Annotated in this window: 20 protein-coding genes, 16 tRNA genes and 1 rRNA gene; 27 read left to right on the top strand and 10 right to left on the bottom strand. The window is 36.6% G+C overall.

From position 1 onward, the window contains the following. The first annotated feature begins 1 nt into the window (after nt 1). The 17 genes from rrf (at nt 2) to C7437_RS10450 (ending at nt 1,625) form a co-directional block, all read left to right on the top strand. A 5S ribosomal RNA gene (gene rrf, locus C7437_RS10530) occupies nt 2–117 on the top strand. A 10-nt stretch (nt 118–127) separates the two neighbouring features. Continuing rightward, nucleotides 128–202 (top strand) — tRNA-Asn (locus C7437_RS10525). Between the two features lie 5 nt (nt 203–207). After that, a tRNA-Ser gene (locus tag C7437_RS10520) sits at nt 208–299 on the top strand. 26 nt (nt 300–325) lie between these two features. Then, a tRNA-Glu gene (locus C7437_RS10515) sits at nt 326–400 on the top strand. A gap of 24 nt (nt 401–424) precedes the next feature. Further along, nucleotides 425–500: transfer RNA gene (locus C7437_RS10510), tRNA-Val, on the top strand. A 26-nt stretch (nt 501–526) separates the two neighbouring features. After that, a tRNA-Met gene (locus C7437_RS10505) sits at nt 527–601 on the top strand. A 4-nt stretch (nt 602–605) separates the two neighbouring features. Next, a tRNA-Asp gene (locus tag C7437_RS10500) sits at nt 606–681 on the top strand. Nucleotides 682–711: 30 nt separating this feature from the next. Further along, a tRNA-Phe gene (locus tag C7437_RS10495) sits at nt 712–787 on the top strand. A gap of 7 nt (nt 788–794) precedes the next feature. After that, nucleotides 795–870 (top strand) — tRNA-Thr (locus C7437_RS10490). 8 nt (nt 871–878) lie between these two features. Next, a tRNA-Tyr gene (locus tag C7437_RS10485) sits at nt 879–962 on the top strand. Nucleotides 963–973: 11 nt separating this feature from the next. After that, a tRNA-Trp gene (locus C7437_RS10480) sits at nt 974–1,047 on the top strand. A gap of 36 nt (nt 1,048–1,083) precedes the next feature. Further along, a tRNA-His gene (locus tag C7437_RS10475) sits at nt 1,084–1,159 on the top strand. A gap of 40 nt (nt 1,160–1,199) precedes the next feature. Next, nucleotides 1,200–1,275: transfer RNA gene (locus C7437_RS10470), tRNA-His, on the top strand. Between the two features lies 1 nt (nt 1,276). Then, nucleotides 1,277–1,348 (top strand) — tRNA-Gln (locus tag C7437_RS10465). Nucleotides 1,349–1,356: 8 nt separating this feature from the next. After that, nucleotides 1,357–1,431, top strand: a tRNA-Gly gene (locus tag C7437_RS10460). 12 nt (nt 1,432–1,443) lie between these two features. Further along, nucleotides 1,444–1,517, top strand: a tRNA-Cys gene (locus C7437_RS10455). A 25-nt stretch (nt 1,518–1,542) separates the two neighbouring features. Continuing rightward, a tRNA-Leu gene (locus C7437_RS10450) sits at nt 1,543–1,625 on the top strand. A gap of 240 nt (nt 1,626–1,865) precedes the next feature. On the opposite strand, the gene C7437_RS10445 is transcribed toward C7437_RS10450, so the two are convergent. Beyond that, a complete protein-coding gene (locus tag C7437_RS10445) occupies nt 1,866–2,405 on the bottom strand; it encodes a DUF6241 domain-containing protein (protein ID WP_111439629.1) in 540 nt (179 codons plus the stop codon). After that, complete coding sequence (locus C7437_RS10440; RefSeq protein ID WP_111439628.1) at nt 2,402–2,581, bottom strand: hypothetical protein; 180 nt, start codon at nt 2,579–2,581, stop codon at nt 2,402–2,404. The genes C7437_RS10445 and C7437_RS10440 overlap by 4 nt, the downstream gene beginning before the upstream one ends. A 196-nt stretch (nt 2,582–2,777) precedes the next feature. Between C7437_RS10440 and C7437_RS16980 the strand changes: the two genes are divergently transcribed. After that, complete coding sequence (locus C7437_RS16980) at nt 2,778–2,933, top strand: hypothetical protein (protein WP_170122360.1); 156 nt, start codon at nt 2,778–2,780, stop codon at nt 2,931–2,933. 167 nt (nt 2,934–3,100) lie between these two features. On the opposite strand, the gene C7437_RS10435 is transcribed toward C7437_RS16980, so the two are convergent. Both C7437_RS10435 and C7437_RS10430 read right to left on the bottom strand, forming a co-directional pair. After that, nucleotides 3,101–4,087: a diaminopimelate dehydrogenase gene (locus tag C7437_RS10435; protein ID WP_111439627.1), complete on the bottom strand. Its 987-nt coding sequence runs from the start codon at nt 4,085–4,087 to the stop codon at nt 3,101–3,103. A 300-nt stretch (nt 4,088–4,387) separates the two neighbouring features. Next, nucleotides 4,388–5,095: a DNA alkylation repair protein gene (locus C7437_RS10430; RefSeq protein WP_111439626.1), complete on the bottom strand. Its 708-nt coding sequence runs from the start codon at nt 5,093–5,095 to the stop codon at nt 4,388–4,390. 564 nt (nt 5,096–5,659) lie between these two features. On the opposite strand from C7437_RS10430, the gene proS reads away from it, so the two are divergent. Continuing rightward, a complete protein-coding gene (gene proS, locus C7437_RS10425) occupies nt 5,660–7,096 on the top strand; it encodes a proline--tRNA ligase (protein WP_111439625.1) in 1,437 nt (478 codons plus the stop codon). 51 nt (nt 7,097–7,147) lie between these two features. On the opposite strand, the gene C7437_RS10420 is transcribed toward proS, so the two are convergent. Together C7437_RS10420 and C7437_RS10415 are read right to left on the bottom strand one after the other, a co-directional pair. After that, a complete protein-coding gene (locus tag C7437_RS10420; protein ID WP_111439624.1) occupies nt 7,148–8,212 on the bottom strand; it encodes an ATP-grasp domain-containing protein in 1,065 nt (354 codons plus the stop codon). A gap of 32 nt (nt 8,213–8,244) precedes the next feature. After that, entirely contained in the window at nt 8,245–8,910 is a 666-nt protein-coding gene (locus tag C7437_RS10415) for a B3/B4 domain-containing protein (RefSeq protein ID WP_111439623.1), read from the bottom strand. Between the two features lie 59 nt (nt 8,911–8,969). Between C7437_RS10415 and queG the strand changes: the two genes are divergently transcribed. The 4 genes from queG (at nt 8,970) to C7437_RS10395 (ending at nt 11,985) form a co-directional block, all read left to right on the top strand. Further along, nucleotides 8,970–10,109, top strand: a complete 1,140-nt coding sequence (gene queG / locus C7437_RS10410) for a tRNA epoxyqueuosine(34) reductase QueG (RefSeq protein WP_111439622.1) — start codon at nt 8,970–8,972, stop codon at nt 10,107–10,109. A 12-nt stretch (nt 10,110–10,121) separates the two neighbouring features. Then, a complete protein-coding gene (trmL, locus tag C7437_RS10405) occupies nt 10,122–10,595 on the top strand; it encodes a tRNA (uridine(34)/cytosine(34)/5-carboxymethylaminomethyluridine(34)-2'-O)-methyltransferase TrmL (protein WP_111439621.1) in 474 nt (157 codons plus the stop codon). 330 nt (nt 10,596–10,925) lie between these two features. Continuing rightward, entirely contained in the window at nt 10,926–11,108 is a 183-nt protein-coding gene (locus C7437_RS10400) for a hypothetical protein (RefSeq protein WP_111439620.1), read from the top strand. A gap of 40 nt (nt 11,109–11,148) precedes the next feature. After that, complete coding sequence (locus tag C7437_RS10395; RefSeq protein ID WP_111439619.1) at nt 11,149–11,985, top strand: aldo/keto reductase; 837 nt, start codon at nt 11,149–11,151, stop codon at nt 11,983–11,985. 985 nt (nt 11,986–12,970) lie between these two features. Here the strand turns inward: C7437_RS10395 and C7437_RS10390 are convergent. From C7437_RS10390 to C7437_RS10380, 3 genes are read right to left on the bottom strand one after another with little or no spacing between them, the layout of a single operon-like run. Beyond that, nucleotides 12,971–13,828 (bottom strand): RluA family pseudouridine synthase, encoded by an 858-nt coding sequence (locus tag C7437_RS10390; protein WP_111439618.1) that lies wholly within the window; start codon nt 13,826–13,828, stop codon nt 12,971–12,973. A 55-nt stretch (nt 13,829–13,883) separates the two neighbouring features. Beyond that, entirely contained in the window at nt 13,884–14,354 is a 471-nt protein-coding gene (locus tag C7437_RS10385; protein WP_111439617.1) for a thioredoxin family protein, read from the bottom strand. Nucleotides 14,355–14,356: 2 nt separating this feature from the next. Then, on the bottom strand, nt 14,357–14,782 hold the full coding sequence (locus tag C7437_RS10380) for a disulfide oxidoreductase (protein WP_111439616.1): 426 nt from the start codon (nt 14,780–14,782) through the stop codon (nt 14,357–14,359). Between the two features lie 130 nt (nt 14,783–14,912). Between C7437_RS10380 and C7437_RS10375 the strand changes: the two genes are divergently transcribed. The 4 genes from C7437_RS10375 to C7437_RS10360 all read left to right on the top strand — a co-directional run bounded on the left by C7437_RS10375 (nt 14,913) and on the right by C7437_RS10360 (nt 20,459). Beyond that, complete coding sequence (locus C7437_RS10375) at nt 14,913–16,457, top strand: carbon-nitrogen hydrolase family protein (protein ID WP_111439615.1); 1,545 nt, start codon at nt 14,913–14,915, stop codon at nt 16,455–16,457. A 16-nt stretch (nt 16,458–16,473) separates the two neighbouring features. Further along, entirely contained in the window at nt 16,474–18,195 is a 1,722-nt protein-coding gene (locus C7437_RS10370) for a phospho-sugar mutase (RefSeq protein ID WP_111439642.1), read from the top strand. A gap of 489 nt (nt 18,196–18,684) precedes the next feature. Further along, nucleotides 18,685–19,800 carry a GAF domain-containing sensor histidine kinase gene (locus tag C7437_RS10365; protein WP_111439614.1) on the top strand — a complete coding sequence of 372 codons (1,116 nt, stop codon included), beginning with the start codon at nt 18,685–18,687 and terminating at the stop codon, nt 19,798–19,800. A gap of 11 nt (nt 19,801–19,811) precedes the next feature. Beyond that, a complete protein-coding gene (locus C7437_RS10360; protein ID WP_111439613.1) occupies nt 19,812–20,459 on the top strand; it encodes a response regulator in 648 nt (215 codons plus the stop codon). Between the two features lie 37 nt (nt 20,460–20,496). On the opposite strand, the gene C7437_RS10355 is transcribed toward C7437_RS10360, so the two are convergent. Continuing rightward, complete coding sequence (locus C7437_RS10355) at nt 20,497–21,372, bottom strand: cation diffusion facilitator family transporter (protein WP_111439612.1); 876 nt, start codon at nt 21,370–21,372, stop codon at nt 20,497–20,499. Nucleotides 21,373–21,427 lie beyond the last annotated feature (55 nt).

The raw sequence follows: 21,427 nt of genomic DNA, 5'->3' as shown, positions 1-21,427 counted from the left end.
GTCTAGTGATGATGGCGAAGAGGCCACACCCGTTCCCATACCGAACACGGAAGTTAAGCTCTTCAGCGCCGATGGTAGTTGGGGGTTTCCCCCTGTGAGAGTAGGACGTCGCTAGGCATATCATTATTCCGAAGTAGCTCAGTGGTAGAGCAATCGACTGTTAATCGATTGGTCGTAGGTTCGAGTCCTACCTTCGGAGCCATTTTTGGGGAGCTGTCCGAGTGGCCGAAGGAGCACGCTTGGAAAGCGTGTAGGCGGGTTAAACCGTCTCAAGGGTTCAAATCCCTTGCTCTCCGCCAGATAACACCTTTATATTGTAAAAATTGGCCCCTTGGTCAAGCGGTTAAGACACCGCCCTTTCACGGCGGTAACACGGGTTCGAATCCCGTAGGGGTCACCATTTTAAGAATAAACCAGTTTCATTGGAGGATTAGCTCAGCTGGGAGAGCATCTGCCTTACAAGCAGAGGGTCGGCGGTTCGAGCCCGTCATCCTCCACCATTAATTTTCATTAAGTATATTGTTGTCGCGGGGTGGAGCAGTGGTAGCTCGTCGGGCTCATAACCCGAAGGTCACAGGTTCAAATCCTGTCCCCGCAACCAAAATGGTCCCGTGGTGTAGCGGTTAACATGTCTGCCTGTCACGCAGAAGATCGCCGGTTCGATCCCGGTCGGGACCGCCATTTTTAAAGTTTTATTTAAACAACATATGTGGCTCAGTAGCTCAGTCGGTAGAGCAAAGGACTGAAAATCCTTGTGTCGGCGGTTCGATTCCGTCCTGAGCCACCATTTTTACGCCGAAATAGCTCAACTGGTAGAGCAACTGACTTGTAATCAGTAGGTTGGGGGTTCAAGTCCTCTTTTCGGCACCATGTATAGTGGAGGGGTAGTGAAGTGGCTAAACACGACGGACTGTAAATCCGTTCCTTCGGGTTCGGCGGTTCGAATCCGCCCCCCTCCACCATCTTTAAATTTAGGGGCATAGTTTAACGGTAGAATACAGGTCTCCAAAACCTTTGATGTGGGTTCGATTCCTACTGCCCCTGCCAATTTTAAAATTTAGCTATTTTTCATTTATATTTATGGCGGTTGTGGCGAAGTGGTTAACGCATCGGATTGTGATTCCGACATCCGGGGGTTCAATTCCCCTCAGTCGCCCCATAATTCTTAGCAGTTAGCTCTTTTTTTATTTATATTTATGGCGGTTGTGGCGAAGTGGTTAACGCATCGGATTGTGATTCCGACACTCGGGGGTTCAATTCCCCTCAGTCGCCCCATTGGGGTATAGCCAAGCGGTAAGGCAATAGATTTTGATTCTATCATGCCCTGGTTCGAATCCAGGTACCCCAGTTTTTTTTGCGGAAGTAGTTCAGTGGTAGAACATCACCTTGCCAAGGTGGGGGTCGCGAGTTCGAACCTCGTCTTCCGCTCCAAATTTTTATTTCGGCGGCATAGCCAAGTGGTAAGGCAAAGGTCTGCAACACCTTTATCACCGGTTCAAATCCGGTTGCCGCCTCCAAATTTTATAAACTGCCTTTTATTTTGCCGGTGTGGCGGAATTGGCAGACGCGCGGGACTCAAAATCCCGTATCCTCTGGATGTGCCGGTTCGACCCCGGCCACCGGTATTAAATTACTTTAGAAACATTGTAGTATCAAGACTTCACAGTTAATTCTGTGGAGTCTTTTTATTTTTCTTACAGAAATAAATAGTTATAAATGTAATAAAGAAAATCTTTGGGTAAATAAAAAAAGAACGTGCATAATTTAGCACGTTCAATAAATTCAGTTCTTGTTTTTGCTACTTTATATCACGTTCGGTGTATTGCATTTGAATTGGGCTTTCAGTAGATGTATCGATTGAATTGCTATTCAAAAGTGTTCTCAATATATTCCTTCTCTTCCCATGGATTCAATAAACCAGTAGCTCGTCCTACACTTCCACCTTGAAGTTTCCATATATCATTGTGGTCAATATCAACTTTTGAAAAATCCCCACTTGACCATTGTGCTAAAATATCTACGTATAAATCGCCATTTAACTCCCATTTTTGCTCGTTAAGTTTGGCAACTTCCAACAAGCGTTTAATACGTTCTTCTGTCATTTGTATGTATCCCCATTTAGTTTTTGCTTCTACTTTCTGATGAGATAAACCATGAATAGCATTCTGCATTTCTGACTCCTTCATATTGTCAGGGAATCGTACTGTAACATCATCTATTACTTTGCCATCTGTTTCAATTAATTCTAATTCTGTTGCTTTAAATCCTTTTTCGATTTCTGCTTTTGCTTTATCTATTTCTTCGTCTGTGGGTTCGTTCAATAATTGTCCCATTTTGTAAATTCCAAAACCTAATGCTAAGATCACTACAGCAATTGTTATTCCAAGTAATTTCTTTTTCTTCATGAATACTCACGCAACACTCGAGACAGAGTATGCTTATAGGTCACAAGCTTTTCTGCTATACTTTGGATTTTATTTTTTCCATTTGCTTCATTTAACTTTAATAGTTCTCTAACTAATTCTAGGAAATCTCTTGAGTAATATTGTATCCCCATTTTTGTTTGATTGAATTCTATCATTTTGTAATCATCTCCAATACTAGTAATATTACCATAATCAGACAATGTATTAAAGACTTCAAGAGAGCTATTGAGATTTTCAAAATCCTATATGATATTGTTCAACGAATTGTAACTTGTTCACATAAGTTATGTTAGTGCATGAATATTATAATTTTCTCTCCTCATAATAAATACCAGAAGGAGGGATATTTTTATGGCAAAAAGAACAAAGAAGAACGATCCACAGCAAAAGAATAAAAAGGGATTTAATTCAAGTAAGCAGGACTCCGAGTTTTCAACAGAATTTGGTAGTGCAAAGGCTAATCAGGCACATAAAGAAAAAGCAAAAGAAATTAGAGATAAATTTTAAGATGCCGTTGACCGAGAGATAGATGAAACTTGAGGCTATAAAAAGGTTCGGGTACTATTGAAGAATTAAGTAATAAATAAATTTGAAATTCCAAAAGTAGAATTTTGAAGAGAAAAATAAAACAACTCCCTTTATCGAAAAAGGGAGTTGTTTCTTTAATATATTTCTTATAAAAAGTCTCTTCTTAATTCTTCTGCAGATCGTGGTGAAATATAACCAGGTGCTACATCATAAACTGTTTTGGCACCAAACTGTTTTTCATTATTTAAACGATAAGCTGCTCTTGCATAGGCTACTAATACGCTTGCAGTAAATTCTGGATTGCTGTCTAGTTTAAGTGAGAATTCGAAAATTTGCTTGTTGCCAGCTCCCGTATCTCCACCACGGATAACAAATCCGCCATGTGGTGCTTTGGTATGGTCTTGATTTAATTCTTCTTCAGAGATAAAATTTACATCTGTATTATAATCTGCAAAGTAGTTTGGCATTGTTTTGATTTCATTTTCGATTGCTGCTTTGTCTGCGCCTTCTTCAGCAACGATATAGCAAACACGAGCGTGCTTTTCTGCCGTTTTTAGTTCAGGATTTGCTCCACTACGGACTTTTTCTATTGCATCTTCAGCTGGAATTGTATATTGTACACCATTTTTTACACCATTTACTCTTCTTACTGCATCCGAGTGGCCTTGGCTTAGTCCTTTACCCCAGAACGTATAGTTTTCCCCATTCGGTAAAATTGCATCTGCCATGACACGGTTGACAGAGAATAAGCCTGGATCCCATCCGACTGAGATAATTGCAGTGGTATTATTTTTTGTTGCCACTTCATTTACAGATTGATAAAACTCAGGAATTTTTGCATGTGTATCAAAACTGTCTACAGTGTTGAACATGCTTGCAAAGTAAGGAGTTTGTTCAGGTAAATCTTTTGCAGATCCACCACAAAGTAACATTACATCAATTTCATTTTTGTAATCAATCGCTTCTGAAATATGTACAGTTTTTACATTGGGCACATTAAGATTTAAATCTTTAGGATCTCTTCTTGTGAAAATTGCTACTAACTCCATGTCTTGAGTTTGTTTAATCGCTTCAATTGCACCTTTTCCGAGATTACCATATCCAACGATACCTATTTTTATCTTATTACTCATATACCTATCCCCTTATTGCTTTATGATTTTTTTAGTAAAGAAATGAAGCAAATCTTTAGCTAATGCTTTCCTTTATTATAAGTGAATTAAATGTTTTTTGTAAATAATATTTGGATGATGTAGGTTAAACATAAAAAGGGTATAGTTTATCCTAGTCGATGATGATTAAAGTACACATGAATTATGAAACCAATGGATATAATTTATTCAAATTGGCTTCTTTTTAAAGTAATAGCGTAAGATGATCTGTGCGACGAGCTTGCGCAGATGTCTCAAACGTTTCGCAATGCGAGACTATTTTTAACATCTAACATGCTTGCGTTTAAAACCAAGCTTTCCTTTATCGACGAATTTTTGAATACTTTCGTAAGCATTTAGGAAGCTGGTTTTTTTCATGTCCCGTTTAACTTCTACTATACCTATTTCCTTTGCTGTCTCTATTGCTTTTTCATGTAGCGGCAAATATGAAATCCCCACGGTGTAAATAAAATTATTCATAGAGGATTTCGCTCGTTCTGGTGATTCATGAATCGTATTTTTTACAAGATCAAGCATATTAGAAATTTTACTTTCTGAAAATTCAACGTCTTTTCGATTTCCTAATAGCCAACAATAGCAACTCCAGCCTGCTGACATCCTAAGCTCTTCACCGCTTGCGATCCATGTATCAGCAACCTCTTGTGCAATATCTGACTCTGATAAAGTTACGGCCACTACAAAATCGGATAGCATATAAAAATACGCCGCATCCATCCAACGATCATAATCTGACATAGTCATGGCATTTGGGTCAGCAATAATTCCTGCAAAATACATTGCATCGTAGTTCCCGGTGGCATAAAGCTCTTCAGCCAAATGTTGATTTATTTTTATTTTCTTTGAAATAGGTTTCATAGCTCCTGTAGCCACGCCAAAAAGCGGCTCGTGCGCACCATTAGATATGTAGATTTTTTTAGTTCGTTCCTTGCCAAGTGCGCAAAGCTCCTGCATAACCATATCTAAATTCATCGTTTAGCACTTCCTTCATTTCGAATTTTTCCCATCAGCTATAACATCATTATCCTATAACAAACAACTATTGGCTATTATCACAAAGGTTCCTACCTAAGGTAAGCCAAGAGCCTTTGTGATAATAGGAAAGTCTAAATATTTACCTTTTGATTTCTCTATGTTGATTGAGAACAGTTACTACTTTTAATAATGATCGATTTCTTCATCACAGAAAGACTACATTAACGACGAACTCGCTTTGGGAACTTAAACTAGATTGTATTAAAGCAGGTTATTTGGTATATTATAAGTAATAGTTAATCTACGATGTGATCAAGTAAATAAGTATTGTGAAACAGAAAATATAGCAACTTGCTGAGAGCTATATCACCACTTCTTATTGAAACCTTCCACTGAGATGTTATGAAAACATAACCGGCTCGTTGTCGTTATTCAACGTTTGAGATAGTCCGCTAAATTGTGGCGGATTAATTAAAGGTGGTACCGTGTCTATTCAGTATAAAGACGCCCTTTTTATAAGGGAGTTTTTATACTTTTTTTAATTTAAAGGAGGAAAAGTAGATGTCTACACAACAAAATGACTTTACAAAATGGTATATTGATACAATTCAAAAAGCAGATTTAATGGATTACACACCAGTTCGTGGGTGTATCGCTTTTAAACCAGATGGTTATGAAATCTGGGAGCATATTCAAGATGAAATGAACAAACGTTTTAAAGAAACTGGACATCGCAATGCTTACTTCCCAATGCTTATTCCGGAATCTTTCTTTGAGAAAGAAAAGGATCATATTGAAGGATTCGCTCCTGAGCTTCCTTGGGTAACAGAGGCTGCTGGTGAAAAACTAGAAGAGCGTTTAGCGCTTCGTCCAACATCTGAAACGATGATCGGTCATTTATATTCGAATTGGATTAAGAGCTATCGTGATCTTCCTGTTTTAATTAACCAATGGGCAAACGTATTCCGTTGGGAAAAGAAAACTCTTCCTTTCATCCGTACATCTGAATTTTTATGGCAAGAAGGGCATACTGCTCACGTAGATGAAGAAGAAGCACGTAAAGAAACAATGCAAATGCTTAACATTTATAAAGAGGTAATAGAGGAGCTATTAGCTATTCCAGTATACGACGGTGAAAAAACACCTTCTGAGCGCTTTGCTGGGGCTGTAGACACGTTTTCAGTTGAAGCAATGATGAAAGATGGAAAAGCAGTTCAAGCTGGAACATCTCATTACCTAGGAACAAAATTCGCAGAAGCGTTTGATATCAAATATTTGAATAAAGAAAATAAACATCAACATGCACATACAACATCATGGGGAACTTCAACACGATTAATCGGTTCGGTCATTATGGTACATGGTGACGAGCAAGGTCTAGTATTACCACCACGTGTTGCTCCAACGCAAGTTGTATTAATTCCAGTGGGACCTTGGAAGAAGAATCCTGCGATTATGGAAAAATTAGATGAGCTTTATGCCGCATTAAAAGCAAAAGGTATTCGTGTTCGTTTAGATGATTCAGATCAATCTCCTGGGTATAAATTTAATGAGTGGGAGCTTAAAGGTGTTCCAGTTCGTGTTGATTTAGGTCCTCGTGATTTGGAGAACAATCAAGCATTGATTAAAGTACGTGACTTGGCTGATAAAGAGTCTGTAGAGCTTGCTGTTATAGTAGAACGTATTGAAGAAGAATTGAAAACAATGCAAACACGCTTATTAGAAACTGCACGTGCATTCCGTGATCAAAATTCACATTTGAATGTAAATTCATTAGAGGAATTAAAACAACATCTTGCAGATTCAACTGAAAAAGGGTCAATTCCTGGATGGGTTCTTGCAGGTTGGTGTGGAGACGATGCTTGTGAAGAAAATGTGAAGGAAGAAACGAAATTTACAACACGTAATATTCCATTCAACCCACCGGCTGAAAAAGCAACATGTATTAACTGTGGAAAAGAGTCTAAACACACAGTTTGGTTTGCTCGTTCATATTAATTAAATAAATAAGAAACGCTCCTTCAAAAAATAGAAGGGAGCGTTTTTTATTTACACTAATACAACAGAATATTCCATAGAAGCTGATAATATAACAGGTTGCTCAATATGAGTTGCTTTAACACCATACTTAGGATAAAGTGTTTCCACTTTGCCACCTAGTAATAACTTAATCGCATAATAAGGGATATTAATATCTGCTAGGCAACTAATATGTAGTCCACCACTCATGCGAGGATTAATTTCTAATAGTTTAGGAATACCGTCTTTATATTTGACTTGAATATTAAAAATATAAGGAATTTTATATTGTTCTGCCATTTTCTTAGCAATTTCTAATAGTTCCTCGTTATATTCAAGTTCTCGAATGCGACCATTACCTTTTTTTCGAGGTATAGCAACAAGTAATGTTCCATCTGCTCCAGCTAAACAATCAATACTATATTCATAGCCATCTAGATATTCTAATACCATTAGGTCTGGAAAATTTTCTTGTGTCTGTAATACTTTATAGACTGTTTCAAAAGAGATCTTTTGCGAAGAAGCGGTACTAAACAAGTATGGAATAGTATCTGAAATATTATCAATAATACGGAATCCACATGCTCCTTCACCTACTACTGGTTTAATGCATAGTTTTGTATTATTTATACTTAATTCTTCATATGCTTTTTTGAAGCTATCAGCGTCATTTACAATTCGATAAGAAGGTATATCAACAATAAAGTTACCATCTTGTTCTATCGTTTTTAATGATCGATACATAGCTGCTTTATTATCCATTATGGACATTAAATCGCCTTTAGGACACACTAAAACTTTAACTCCAATTTGTTCAAACTTATCTAAATTATTTGAGATGAGCACGTTTTCTTTTCGTGGAACAAAGATATCAATCCTATTTTGCATACAATAATCAATACAAAATTGAAGATATTCTTCTCCATCAATATCAGGTTCTGTGCCATAAACATCGCAGTTTTTAAAATAAACAGTATCAGGATTAGGATGTGTACCATAAATTACAAATTCCAGACGATCCGGATTATGTCGAATCATATCCATATAGTGTGAAACTGTTGAAAACCATCTATTGAACCAAATATTAAGTGCCATTTTATAAAGCTCCCTTTTCTTATAAGTACGATTTAACCAATAATAGTGGACTCGAAATCTCCACCATGTAACTGTAGAAACATGGTTGCCATAGAATTGATTAATTTTTGTCCTTCCTTAACATCCATAGAAGGTCGAAGGAATACAATTTGTAACGCTTCGGTAGTGTTTTCAGTTACAGCCGTTCTAACGGAGTCAACAAATGGACTTCCGAATGGTCCGACTGTATCTTGTAGAGTGAGTATATTTTCCAATTTATTTTCTTGGCCATTTAACCCTACATATGTGGTTTCTTCATCGCCTATAGAAATAGTTATATCCCCTTGAATCTTGTCTATATCATAGATTCCCATAGGTATTTCATATTTAAGAGAGAAGAAATTATTTAAGTCAACAGCGGAGTCCATTGGTGTGATATAATTTTGTTTTGCTATTCGTCGATATAAAGCTTCTACAGATGAATGATAATGATTGGGATCAGCTCCAAACTTTTTCCAGAGAGCTCTCCATTCTTTTATTCCATCAAATTCAGTTACAGCTTTTTCATCCATTTCAAAGAAAAGTTGTTCTTGAAATAATTGAAGTCGTCCTTTAAGCATTTGAGGAGAAGAAGAAACGACAATTTTGGTATAATGAATAATGCCTAGTTTAAAAGTAGGCTCGATTTGCACTAAAGCATCGGCTAGTTTAACTCTCATAACAATCATCCTTACATATAGTTTCTTATTTTAGTTTAGCATAGGAAGGGGGAAAAGCAGTGAATATCAATCAATTTCAAAACAATCTAATTGAATATGCTGCATCCATTGGAATTGATAAGATTGGATTTACATCTGCTTCTCCCTTTCATGAATTAAAAAATAGATTAGTTCGTCAACAAGAGCTAGGATATGCATCTGGTTTTGAAGAATCAGATATTGAGAAAAGAACACATCCAGAGCTTTTACTATCGGAAGCAGAAAGCATTATAGCTATTGCCATTGCGTATCCATCGAAAATGAAAGATGCTCCTTCAAGTACAAAAGGTGCAAGGCGGGGTATTTTTGCAAGAGCTTCATGGGGAATGGATTACCATACGGTTTTACGGGAGAAACTCGCGCTATTAGAGTTATTTATTTTAACACATATTCCAGATGCAAAATTACGTTCAATGGTGGATACTGGAGAACTTTCGGACCGTGCAGTAGCGGAGAGAGCTGGCATTGGTTGGAGTGCGAAAAACTGTGCAGTTATTACGCCAGAGTTCGGTTCTTATGTGTACTTAGGTGAAATGGTCACATCGATACCATTTGCTCCTAGTGAGCAGATGGAAGATCAATGTGGGGATTGTAGGCTTTGTTTAGACATTTGTCCAACTGGTGCATTGATAGAAGGTGGACAACTAAATGCGCAACGTTGCATTGCTTTTATCACCCAAACGAAAACAATGGTTCCGGATGAATTTCGAGCGAAAATCGGCAATCGAATTTATGGTTGTGATACATGCCAAACCATTTGTCCTAAAAACAAAGCGAAAGCAAACTTGCATCAAGAAGCGTTTAAACCAGACCCAGAGCTCGTTAAGCCTTTGTTAATACCTTTGCTAAGTATGACAAACCGTTCGTTTAAAGAGACATATGGGCATATGTCTGGGGCGTGGAGAGGGAAGAATCCTATTCAGCGAAATGCAATTATTGCGTTAGCACATTTCAAAGAAGCATCTGCCGTACCAACATTAATCAAACTTATGGAGAATGATGCTCGACCAGTTATTCGAGGGACAGCTGCATGGGCAATTGGTAAGATTAATACAGAAGAAGGCCTTGTTGCATTAAAAAAAGCGGAACAAACTGAAGAAGTACAAGAAGTTCTAGAAGAAATTCGAAAAGGGCTTCTATTCTATACATTAGAGAAATAGGAAGTGGACAAGTTGAGTATTAATATTGTGTTATATCAACCAGAAATTCCAGCAAATACTGGAAATATCGCTAGAACATGTGCGGGAACGGGTGCAAAATTACATTTAATCCGCCCTTTAGGATTTTCTACTGACGATAAAATGCTCAAACGTGCAGGTTTAGATTATTGGGAGCATGTCGATATTACGTATTACGATGGATTAGATGAGTTTTTTGCCAAACATCCGGCAGGAGAATATTATTTAATAACTAAGTTTGGTGCTAAGCCACACACTACTTATGATTTTAGTGATGTGGAGAAAGACCATTTCTTCATTTTTGGTCGTGAAACAAAAGGGTTACCAAAAGAAATTATTGATGCTCATCCAGACAAATGTTTAAGAATTCCAATGAATGATAATATTCGTTCTTTAAACTTATCAAATACCGCTGCAATTCTTGTTTACGAAGCTTTAAGACAGCAAGATTATCCAAATTTACATTAAAAAACGAACGAGTCATTATAAAATGACTCGTCCGTTTTTTAAATTTGCTTATTTGTTTGATGCACCTGGTTTGTCGTTATATCCAGCTTTGAACATTGGGACAAGAAATGCAATAGTAACACCAAGGATAAGGATTAAATTCATATGAAGTGCCTCCTATAATATATTCTTAACTAAGTATACCTTACTTTGTTTAAAAAGGAAATAACGTCAAAAAAACGAATAGTTCAAAGATTCGCACTATTTATAGTTGCAACATGGGTTGTATTCTACTAACATATAGTATAAAGGTAAAGCCTTTGAATGGAAATACTCGAAGGAGGATCTGATATGAGCAATTTGAAAAATGATACAGAGAATGGTTCGATGGCAACGAATATGGAAGAAGTGAAACAGTTAGGCAAGCAAATGGAGAAGATGCGAGACGATAATGAGCTTGAACAAGATAATCGCGTATCCGACCCTGCTCAATCTGATGATACTTCTTCTATGAAAAGAAGAGAAAACGACTGATTCATTTCAGTCGTTTTTCTAATACGAAAGGGTGAATGAGATGGAATTACAGAAGAATGCAACTAAACGATTAGCAAATGGAGTTGAGATACCACGTATTGGTTTAGGTGTCTATAAAATGACAGAGCCGGAAATTGCTATTCAAGCAATCACGACAGCACTGGATATTGGTTATCGACATATCGATACAGCTTCTTTATATGCAAATGAAAAAGAAGTAGGCGAAGTAGTTCGTAATTCAACTGTCCCAAGAGAAGATATTTTCATTACAACTAAAGTTTGGAATACAGATCAAGGATATGATCAAACATTAAAAGCATTTGAAAAGTCATTAGAATTATTAGGATTAGATTATGTAGATTTATATTTAACTCATTGGCCAGTGAAAGAAACATTCGTAGAAACATACCGTGCTATTGAGCGTTTATATGAGGAAAAGTTAATTCGTGCAACTGGAGTATCCAATCATCATCAACACCATTTAGAAACAATTGCAGCAAAAGCAAATATACAACCTATGGTGAACCAAATTGAATGCCATCCACGTCTAACACAATTTGATCTTCGTGAATACTGTGCTGAACAAGGAATTGCTGTTACTTCTTGGTCACCACTTGCTAGAGGTGGACTGTTGGATGAACCTGCGTTGAAACGAATTAGTGGGAAATATGGTAAGTCACCGGCTCAAATTATTATTCGCTGGCATCTACAACATGATCTAATCGTTATTCCTAAATCTATTACACCTGCTAGAATTGAGGAGAACCTTGACGTATTTGATTTCGAATTATCATTTGAGGATATAAAAAATATTGATTTACTTAACTTGAATGAGCGAATTGGAGCAAATCCAGATAACTTTAATTTTGAAAGTTAATTTCCTACAAGAATTTAAACGAAAAGGCAGAGCTTCAGAAAATGATCACGTCATTTTCTGAAGCTCTGTCCCTTTTTAATAGATAAGAAGTATAAGAGTTTCATTGGCAAGAAAGCGCCCCTCAAAAAAACCTGCCAATAAAATAATCTCCAACATCATAAATGTGCAAAACTCACATACGACATATTTTAAAATAAGTACAAAAACAGGAGAAAAGTCTCTTTTGGCACTTATTTCCGGATAAGTCGTATAGTGATTTTGCTGTATTTTATAAATCAGGATTAAATTTTAAAGGCAAAAAGATCTCTTCTTTTATTTCCATAAGCATTTGTTTTTTTTCTTCGATGTTTTAGGGGAGCGAGGGACAAACTATCTTAATAAAATGGTTGTAAACTATATGACATTGGTGAAATAAAATCCCCTTCTCGATCAAACAGGAGAACGGGATGGAACTTCACTCATGTCATTTTTTTATCAATATCTATGAAAAAAACCTGATCCGCGCTCTGATTTTCGTTCCGAGCGGACGCTTTCCGTGGGGAGTGCGGTGAGCCTCCTCGCCCTCGAAAACCGCGCTCCTGTGGAGTCTCACCTGTCACGCTAATCCCACTGGAGTCGCCGCTCGTAACGAAAATTAGCTGAGTGAATATAGGAAACATAAGTTCAAACAGATATAGAAAACAAGTGAGATTCCCTGAAGAATAAAAGTCGACAAAACCATCATCCAGGGGGGAATCACTTGTTAGGCTCTAATAGTATAAAATTTTTACTCTATATTCAAGATCCAAACATTCCTTTTGAATAAACCTATATAAAAAGACTGCCGCAAAAAATCAGTTTTACTGACTTTCTGGACAGTCCCGTGATAAATAAATAAATTATAGCCGACTAAAATTCTTCATCAACGTCATTTTATTGTTACAATATGGTCCAAAACGAACCGGCAACGTCCGTATAGAAAAAGGGCGCTTCCGCTTTTCAAATATTAAGATTCTAATTTTTTATCCTCAACGATCAAAACTTCACCAGTAATAGGATGTTTGAACTGCGCTTTAAATGCGTGAAGTTCATAAGTTCTAGTAGGTGTTTTTTTCGCTCCATACAATTCATCTCCCACAATAGGATGCCCAAGATAAGAGAAATGTACGCGAATTTGATGAGTACGTCCCGTTTCTAAAATAGCATTCACTTTTGTGAATTCAGGATTTCTTCCAACTACTTCATAATGAGTGATTGCTTGTTGGCCAGATGGTGAAACTCTTCTTCTACTAGGATGATGTCGATCACTCCCGATAGCTGCGCGAATAGTGCCGTGATTATTTTTTACTTGTCCTTCAACAATTGCTTCATAAGTACGTACAATTTCTTTGTTTTCTAACATACGGTCTAGCATACCTTTTACTAGTGGATTTTTTGCAATAACCACTAACCCTTTTGTTCCCTCATCTAAGCGATGAATATGCTCTGCGTAATGATGTCCTTTTAAAGAAAGATAATTCATAACTGTATTGATCAATGTATGATTTTGTCCATCTTCGTTTGGATGAGTGGAAGCACCTCTAGGTTTAGATGCAACGATTATATACTCATCTTCATATGCTACATATAATGGGATTTGATCGGAAAGAAGATAATTCGATGCTTCGCCTTCCCATTTAAAAACAAGAACGTCGCCTTTTTTATTTGGTAATTTCCATTGTAAAAGTTCTCCACCCACATTACTTACTGCTTTTTGCATACGCAATTCATGTATTAATTTTTTTCCGAGTTTCCATTTTTCTTGGAAAAGTGTATCGATTGTTAACCCGTCTTCAGGAACGGTATAGTTGAATGTATGTATCATACTTGTTCTCTCCTTTATAAAAGGCCCAGTCCAAAAAGACAAGGCCTCTTTTTTATTATTTTAATACAACTTGATCAAAGAATGCTTGGATTTGTTCGTTTGGAATAGCTCCCGTAGCTCTTGTTACTTCTTTTCCATCTTCAAAATAAATAAGGGTTGGTGTAGCTTCGATTTGATAATCATTCCAGCCTTGCTCATACTCAAGAACATTATACTTTACAATATCAACGCTATTTTCATCTGCAAGTGGTGTTAATCTTGGAGTCATTTCTTGGCAATGAACACATTCTGGACTAAAGAAATAAGCAGTAACAGGTTCTCCAGTTTCAATTTCAGCTTTTAGATCATCTGGAAGAATGATGTTCTGATAGTTTGGATCGTCTATTAGATCAATAGTAGATTGTGTTAAATTTTCTTTGTCATAAGGGTTGTCCGCTAGTACATCCTTATTTTTTTGGCTGTTTAATACAATTATTAATACAAAAATAGCGATAATGATACCACCGAATATAGCTAATTTCTTCATGATTATTTTTCCTCCTTCAAACCTTTCAAGATCATGATACTACTAATCGCTATAAGGATAAAAGCGACAAGTGCTAAAAAAGGGATTGTGATAAATCCTAAGATATTAATATACTCTCCAGTACAAGGTACTCTTCCACAAGCTACAGCTGAATCTTGCATAAAATCTAATTTTTGAAGACTATAGTGATATGCAGAGATACACGCTCCTATTACAGAAAAAGCAAGAGTTGTTATAGCTATTTTTGCATTCTTTTGTATATATGCAATTCCTAATATTAACACAAGTGGATACATCAGTATACGTTGGTACCAACACAATTTACAAGGTTCATACAATTGGATTTCTGAAAAGTAGAGGGAACCAAGCATTGCTGTGAATGATACAGCCCACATAAACAGCAAAAGATTTTCAATTTTTTTTGTCATAAGTTGCTCCTTTAAATTACTTTGAACTCAAATCAAAGTATAAAGGTTATTTAAAAACATGTAAAATGTTTTAACTGAATGCAAAAGAGATATATAATAGAAGTTAGTTATAAATTAAGGAGCGGATAGTATGTCAGAAGAATTCGATTTATCGCAATTTGAAAAAAGCATGAATATTAGACAAACAACTTTTTCTGATATTGAATCTATAATAGAAATACAAAGACATTGTTTCCCTGGAATGGAACCTTGGGAACTTTCACATTTACGTAGCCATTTAACAATATTCCCAGAAGGCCAATTAGTAGCTGAACTAGATGGAATAGTAATAGGTTCTTGTTCGAGCTTAATAATAAACTTTGATGAGTATGATGATCGCCATTCTTGGTCAGATGTCACAGATGCTGGCTACATTACGAATCATAATCCTGATGGATATAATTTATATGGTATTGAAGTAATGGTACACCCGAAATATCGAAGAATGAAGGTTGGACAACGTCTTTATGAAGGAAGAAAAGATATTGCAAGACAATTTAATCTAAAATCAATTATTATCGGAGGACGTATTCCGAATTATCATAAATATGCAGATGAAATGTCTCCAAGAGAATATGTAACTTCTGTTTCTCGTCATAAAATCTATGATCCTGTACTCACATTCCAATTGATGAACGGTTTTACATTAATGCGTATCAATCCAAATTATTTACCAGATGATAAAGCATCTGCTAAATATGCTACATTGATGGAGTGGAACAATGTAGATTATATTCCGCTTTCTAAACGTCATTTTAAAACGAGCTATCCAGTTCGTATATGTGCAGTACAATATATGATGCGTAAAATAAACTCATTTGAAGAATTTGCTAACCAATGTGAGTATTTTGTGGATGTAGCCTCTGATGCACAATCAGATTTCGTCGTATTTCCAGAAATATTTACAACACAATTAATGTCATTCTTAAATGAGCACTCGCCGAGCCAAGCGGTTCGGAAATTATCAGAGTATACTCCTCAGTATATGGAATTATTCTCAGATTTATCGGTTCGATATAATATTAATATTATTGCAGGTTCTCATTTCGTAGAAGAAGAGAATGAGGAAATTTATAATATCTCATATTTATTCCATAGAGATGGTGCGATTGATAAACAATATAAAATTCATATCACACCAAATGAACGTAAATGGTGGGGTATTAGTGCAGGGGACTCTGTACAAGTGTTTGATACAGACTGTGGGAAAATCGCGATTCAAATTTGTTATGATATTGAATTCCCTGAGCTTGCCCGAATTGCTACAGATATGGGAGCAAATATCATTTTCACACCGTTTTGTACAGAAGACCGCCAAGGGTATTTGCGTGTGAGATACTGTGCACAAGCCCGCGCGATTGAAAATCAAATCTATACCGTTATTTCAGGAACGGTTGGAAATCTTCCACAAACAGAAAATATGGATATTCAATATGCACAGTCTGCTATTTTTGCACCGTCTGATTTTGAATTTGCACGAGATGGAATAGTTGGAGAAACGGAGCCGAACGTAGAGATGGTATTAATAGGTGACGTTGACTTGGAAATTCTTAGACGTCAAAGACAAGACGGTACTGTGAAGCATTTAAAAGATCGTCGTCATGATGTATATGGCATTGATTATAAAAAAGAATGAATGGGAGATTCGCAAAATGTCTTATAAACAGATAATGGAGCAGTGGTTGGATTTTTCTGAACTAGAGACAGTTTGGAAAAAAGATTTGGAGTTACTTGCTGAAGATGACAAAAGAGCAGAAGATGCATTTTATCGTGATTTAGAATTTGGGACAGGTGGAATGCGCGGAGAAATTGGTGCTGGTACTAATCGTATCAACACGTATACGGTTCGAAAAGCAACAACAGGACTAGCTTCATACATAAAAGCAGCTGGAACAGATGCGATGGACCGCGGAGTAGCAATTGCTTACGATAGCCGTAGACATTCTCCTGAATTTGCGCTTGAAGCCGCTAGAACACTTGCTGCAAATGGCATTAAAGCATATTTATATAAAGCGCCAAGAACAACGCCACAGCTATCCTTTTCCGTTCGAGAACTACAAGCATATATGGGAATTGTCATTACTGCGAGCCATAATCCACCTGAATACAACGGGTACAAAGTATATGGTGCAGACGGAGCACAATTAAATTTGGATGATGCAGATACAGTGATTAAGCATGTTTATCAAGCGGGAGATGCGCTTCAAATAACATTAGATAATTTAGATGAAAGCTTAATCATTGAATTAGATGAAGCGATGGATGACGCATATATAGAACAGCTAAAAACAGTGCAAGAAAATCCAAATTTAGCTCCAGAAACAGATTTGAAAGTTGTATTTTCTCCACTTCATGGTGCATCTGGTCAAATAGTAAAAAATATTCTAAGCGAAGTAGGCTATAAGCATATTTATTACGTAGAAGAACAAATGGAACCTAACGGCGAATTTCCAACTTTAAAATCTCCTAATCCAGAAGAACAAAGTGCATTTGAATACGCGATCCAATATGGTAATAAATATGCTGCAGATATTCTAATTGCTGTAGATCCAGATGGCGACCGTGTAGGTATAGCGGTAAAAGTGAATGATGAATATAAATTATTAACTGGCAATCAAACTGGTGCAATTTTAATCGAGTATTTATTGACCCAACGGAAAGAAAAAGGAACGATGCCTGCAAATGGTCGTGTATTTAAAACGATTGTAACATCTGATTTAGGTCATGTAATTGCACAATATCATGGTGCAAGTACAGAAGATGTATTAACAGGTTTTAAATTCATTGGTGAAAAGATAAAAGAATATGAAGAAACACAAGAAGTGCAGTTTTTGTTCGGTTACGAGGAAAGCTATGGTTATTTGATCAAGAGTTTTGCTCGTGATAAAGATGCGGTACAAAGCGTCCTTGCTATTGTAGAAGCAGCTGCTTACTATAAAAAACAAGGGAAGTCACTTGTAGATGTTCTCCATTCATTGTTTGAACGCCATGGTTATTATTTAGAAGATCTTGTTTCGGTTACTAAAAAAGGTGTTAGTGGTGCAGATGCTATTAAGAACTTATTAGAACAAGTACGAGTGAATCAGTTAACAGAAGTTGCGGGTATTCAAGTTCAATCACAAGAAGATTATTTAACTTCTATTCGAACATTTACAGATGGACGAGACCCAGAAGCGATTCTATTACCACAAGCGAATGTTTTGAAATACTTCTTAGCAGACAACTCTTGGGTATGTGTACGACCAAGTGGAACAGAACCGAAGATTAAATATTACTTTGGTGTGACGAGTAATTCAGAAAAAGACAGTAGAGAAAAGTTAAAAGTGTTGAAAGAAGCCTTTACTGCTGAAATGAATAGGTATTTAAAAGAATAGTAAGAGAAAAACGAGATTAAGCAAGAGATTGCTTAATCTCGTTTTTTCTGGTTCCTTGTCAAATGACGTTGGTAAATAATTTTAGTAGGCGATAATTTATTTATTTGTCGCGGGACTGTCCAGAAATTCAGTGAACCTGATTTATTGCGTCAGTCTTTTTTATGTAGTTTTTCAAGTCTGGTTTTCTATATCTATTTGAGAATTTTGTTTCTTATATTCTCTTAGCTGACTTTCGTTCCGAGCGGCGACTCCAGTGGGATTAGCGTGACAGGTGAGACCCCACAGGAGCGCGGTTTTCGCGACGAGGAGGCTCACCGCACGCCCCACGGAAAGCGCCCGCTCGGAACGAAATCAGCGTGCATCAGGACTTTTTTATTTCATCACCGTCATATAGTGTACAACTTTTTTTCTACTCCAAAAGTATGAAAGCTTGTTCACACAGTGAAACAAAACAAAATGATATGATGGAGAGTAACTGGAGGTGTTTATATGCAATCAAACGAACTCTCAAATATAAAAATATTAAAGGAAATAGCAGAATTATTAAATGAAGAGACAGATATGGAAAAAATGTTACATGGCGCGTTACATAAGTTATTAGAAGGAACCATTTTTGAAACAGGATGGATATTCTTCATCGATGCTAAAGGGCAACATGAACTTGTAGCCCATGAAAATTTACCAGCTGCTTTGAAGAGTAATAATTGTATGAAGTTAGAAAAAGGCGGATGTTGGTGTGTTTCTAGTTTTCGTACTGGTAAGTTAAAAAAGGCATCAAATATAATAGAATGTAAACGAATTGATAATTCTGGTAAGACACCGATTATAGAAAATGCAGGTATTACACACCATGCAACTGTCCCACTTCAATCTGGACAAGAGAGATTTGGATTGCTAAATGTTGCAACGCCGAATACGATTCGTTTTGCGGAAAGAGAACTGGCTCTTTTAGAATCTGTTGCATTTCAATTGGGTTCTGCTATAAAACGTTTTTTATTAACCAAGCAAGAGCAGGAAGTAGCACTGGTTCAAGAACGTAACCGACTAGCCCGGGATCTTCATGATGCAGTAAATCAATTATTATTTTCAGTCACCTTAACTGCACGTGGTGGCATGGAGATGACAAAGGATTTGGATATAAAAGAGACGTTCCAAGAGATTCAACACTTATCTCAAGAGGCCTTAACAGAAATGCGTGCACTTATATGGCAGTTGCGTCCTAAAGGGCTAGAAGCTGGCATTGTGGAAGGAATCAAGGGATATGGAGAAGTATTAGGGCTAACATTAAATGTAAAAGTAAAAGGCGTGATTAACTTGCCAGCAAATGTAGAAGAAGCGTTATTCCGGATTACACAAGAAGCTTTAAATAATGTTCGAAAGCATGCTGGAGTATTAAACGCGGATTTATATTTGACGGTTACCTCTACGGATATTTTATTAGTTGTGAAAGATGAAGGACATGGTTTTCATATGAACAAAACAAATCATTTACCTTCTATTGGGATTCAAAGTATGAAAGATCGTGCAAAATCAGTTGGAGGAACAGTTGACTGGGTAAGTGAATGGAATAAAGGAACGGAAATTTTAGTTCGTTTACCATATTAGGAGGTGTTTGAATGATACGCGTATTAATAGCAGATGATCATCACGTAGTAAGAAGAGGATTAATGTTCTTTTTGAAAACCCAGAAGGATATGGATATTGTAGGAGAAGCTGTGAATGGAAGAGAAGCGGTAGAGTTGGTAGAAAGGCTTAAACCTGATGTTGTATTAATGGATTTAGTGATGCCTGAAATGGATGGTATTCAAGCAACAAAGCGAATAAAGGAGAAATTTCCAGAAACACATGTATTGATGTTGACCAGTTTTTCTGATCGTGATCATGTGATTCCTGCTTTAAATGCAGGAGCAGCAGGCTATCAATTAAAAGATATTGAACCAGATGATTTAGCAGAGTCTATTCGAAAGCTTATGCGAGGGGAACACACACTGCATCCCCATGCTACTACACAGTTAGAAAAAGAAAAAGAACCTGTTGAACTTAGTCCACATGATAAACATCCACTAACGCCAAGAGAACAGGATGTTTTATCGGAATTAACGAAAGGGAAAAGTAATCGAGAAATTGCTTCAGCTTTATTTGTAACTGAAAAAACAGTAAAAACGCATATATCCAATTTATTTGCCAAGCTACAAGTTCAGGATCGAACACAAGCGGCTCTCTATGCAGTAAAACATGGTTTGACAGAACCAAGTGGACAATAAAAAAGTGCATTCTAGTTAGAGTGCACCGTTCCTGGATTTATCCATCATTCAAATGTGGCTCAATATGTACTAACACGACAGAAAATGGCTTTGCTTTCATAATTCGTTGTTCAATTTCTTCCGTTATTCGGTGGCTTTCAATAACATTCAAATCTGGATTAACTGTTACCGTTAAGTCCACAAACATTAAATTGCCATGCATTCTAGCTTTAAAGTCTATTAGCGCATCTACTCCATCTACAAGACGAACTATTGTAGATAATGATTCTGCTTCTTCTACATTAAATCCATCAGATAATGTAAAAGCTGCATCATGAAAAATAGAATAAGCAGTGTAGATAATGATTATACCTACAAGTAATGCAGTAATGCCATCCAATAGTGGAAAGCCTAAAATAGAGCCAATTATCCCGATAGTGGCACCTATACTTACTAGTGCATCTGAGCGATTATCGTACGCAGCTGCTTTTAAAGCCGCACTATTAATACGGGTTCCTAATTTTAAATTATACCTATATACAATGTACATAACAACGGCACTAACCAATCCAACTATTGCAGTCAGGAAAGATGGGGTTTCGTTAACTGGATGTGCAAGATGCTGGATTGCTTGAATAATTACTTGGATTCCAATAAAAGCCATGATAAAAGCAGCGACTAACGATGCAATTGTTTCTGCACGTAAATGACCGTATTGATGTTGTTCATCAGGTGGTTTTTGGGATATCCGTAAACCGATTAATATCGCAATAGAGGCAATAATATCGGTAAAATTATTCAATCCATCTGCTTGTAACGCTTGGGATGAACCAAGGAAGCCTGTAATCAGTTTAAAAACAGTTAATAGTAAATAGATACAAATACTGACCCAAGCACCTTTTTCCCCTTCGCGTAAATTTGTATATAGTTCCAAATTGTTTCCTCTTCTCAACATATTTTTACACATGAAAACGACTCTCAAAAGAGAG

The sequence above is a fragment of the Psychrobacillus insolitus genome, from assembly GCF_003254155.1.
GTDB lineage: Bacteria > Bacillota > Bacilli > Bacillales_A > Planococcaceae > Psychrobacillus > Psychrobacillus insolitus.
This window is presented reverse-complemented; position numbering and strand designations above follow the sequence as displayed.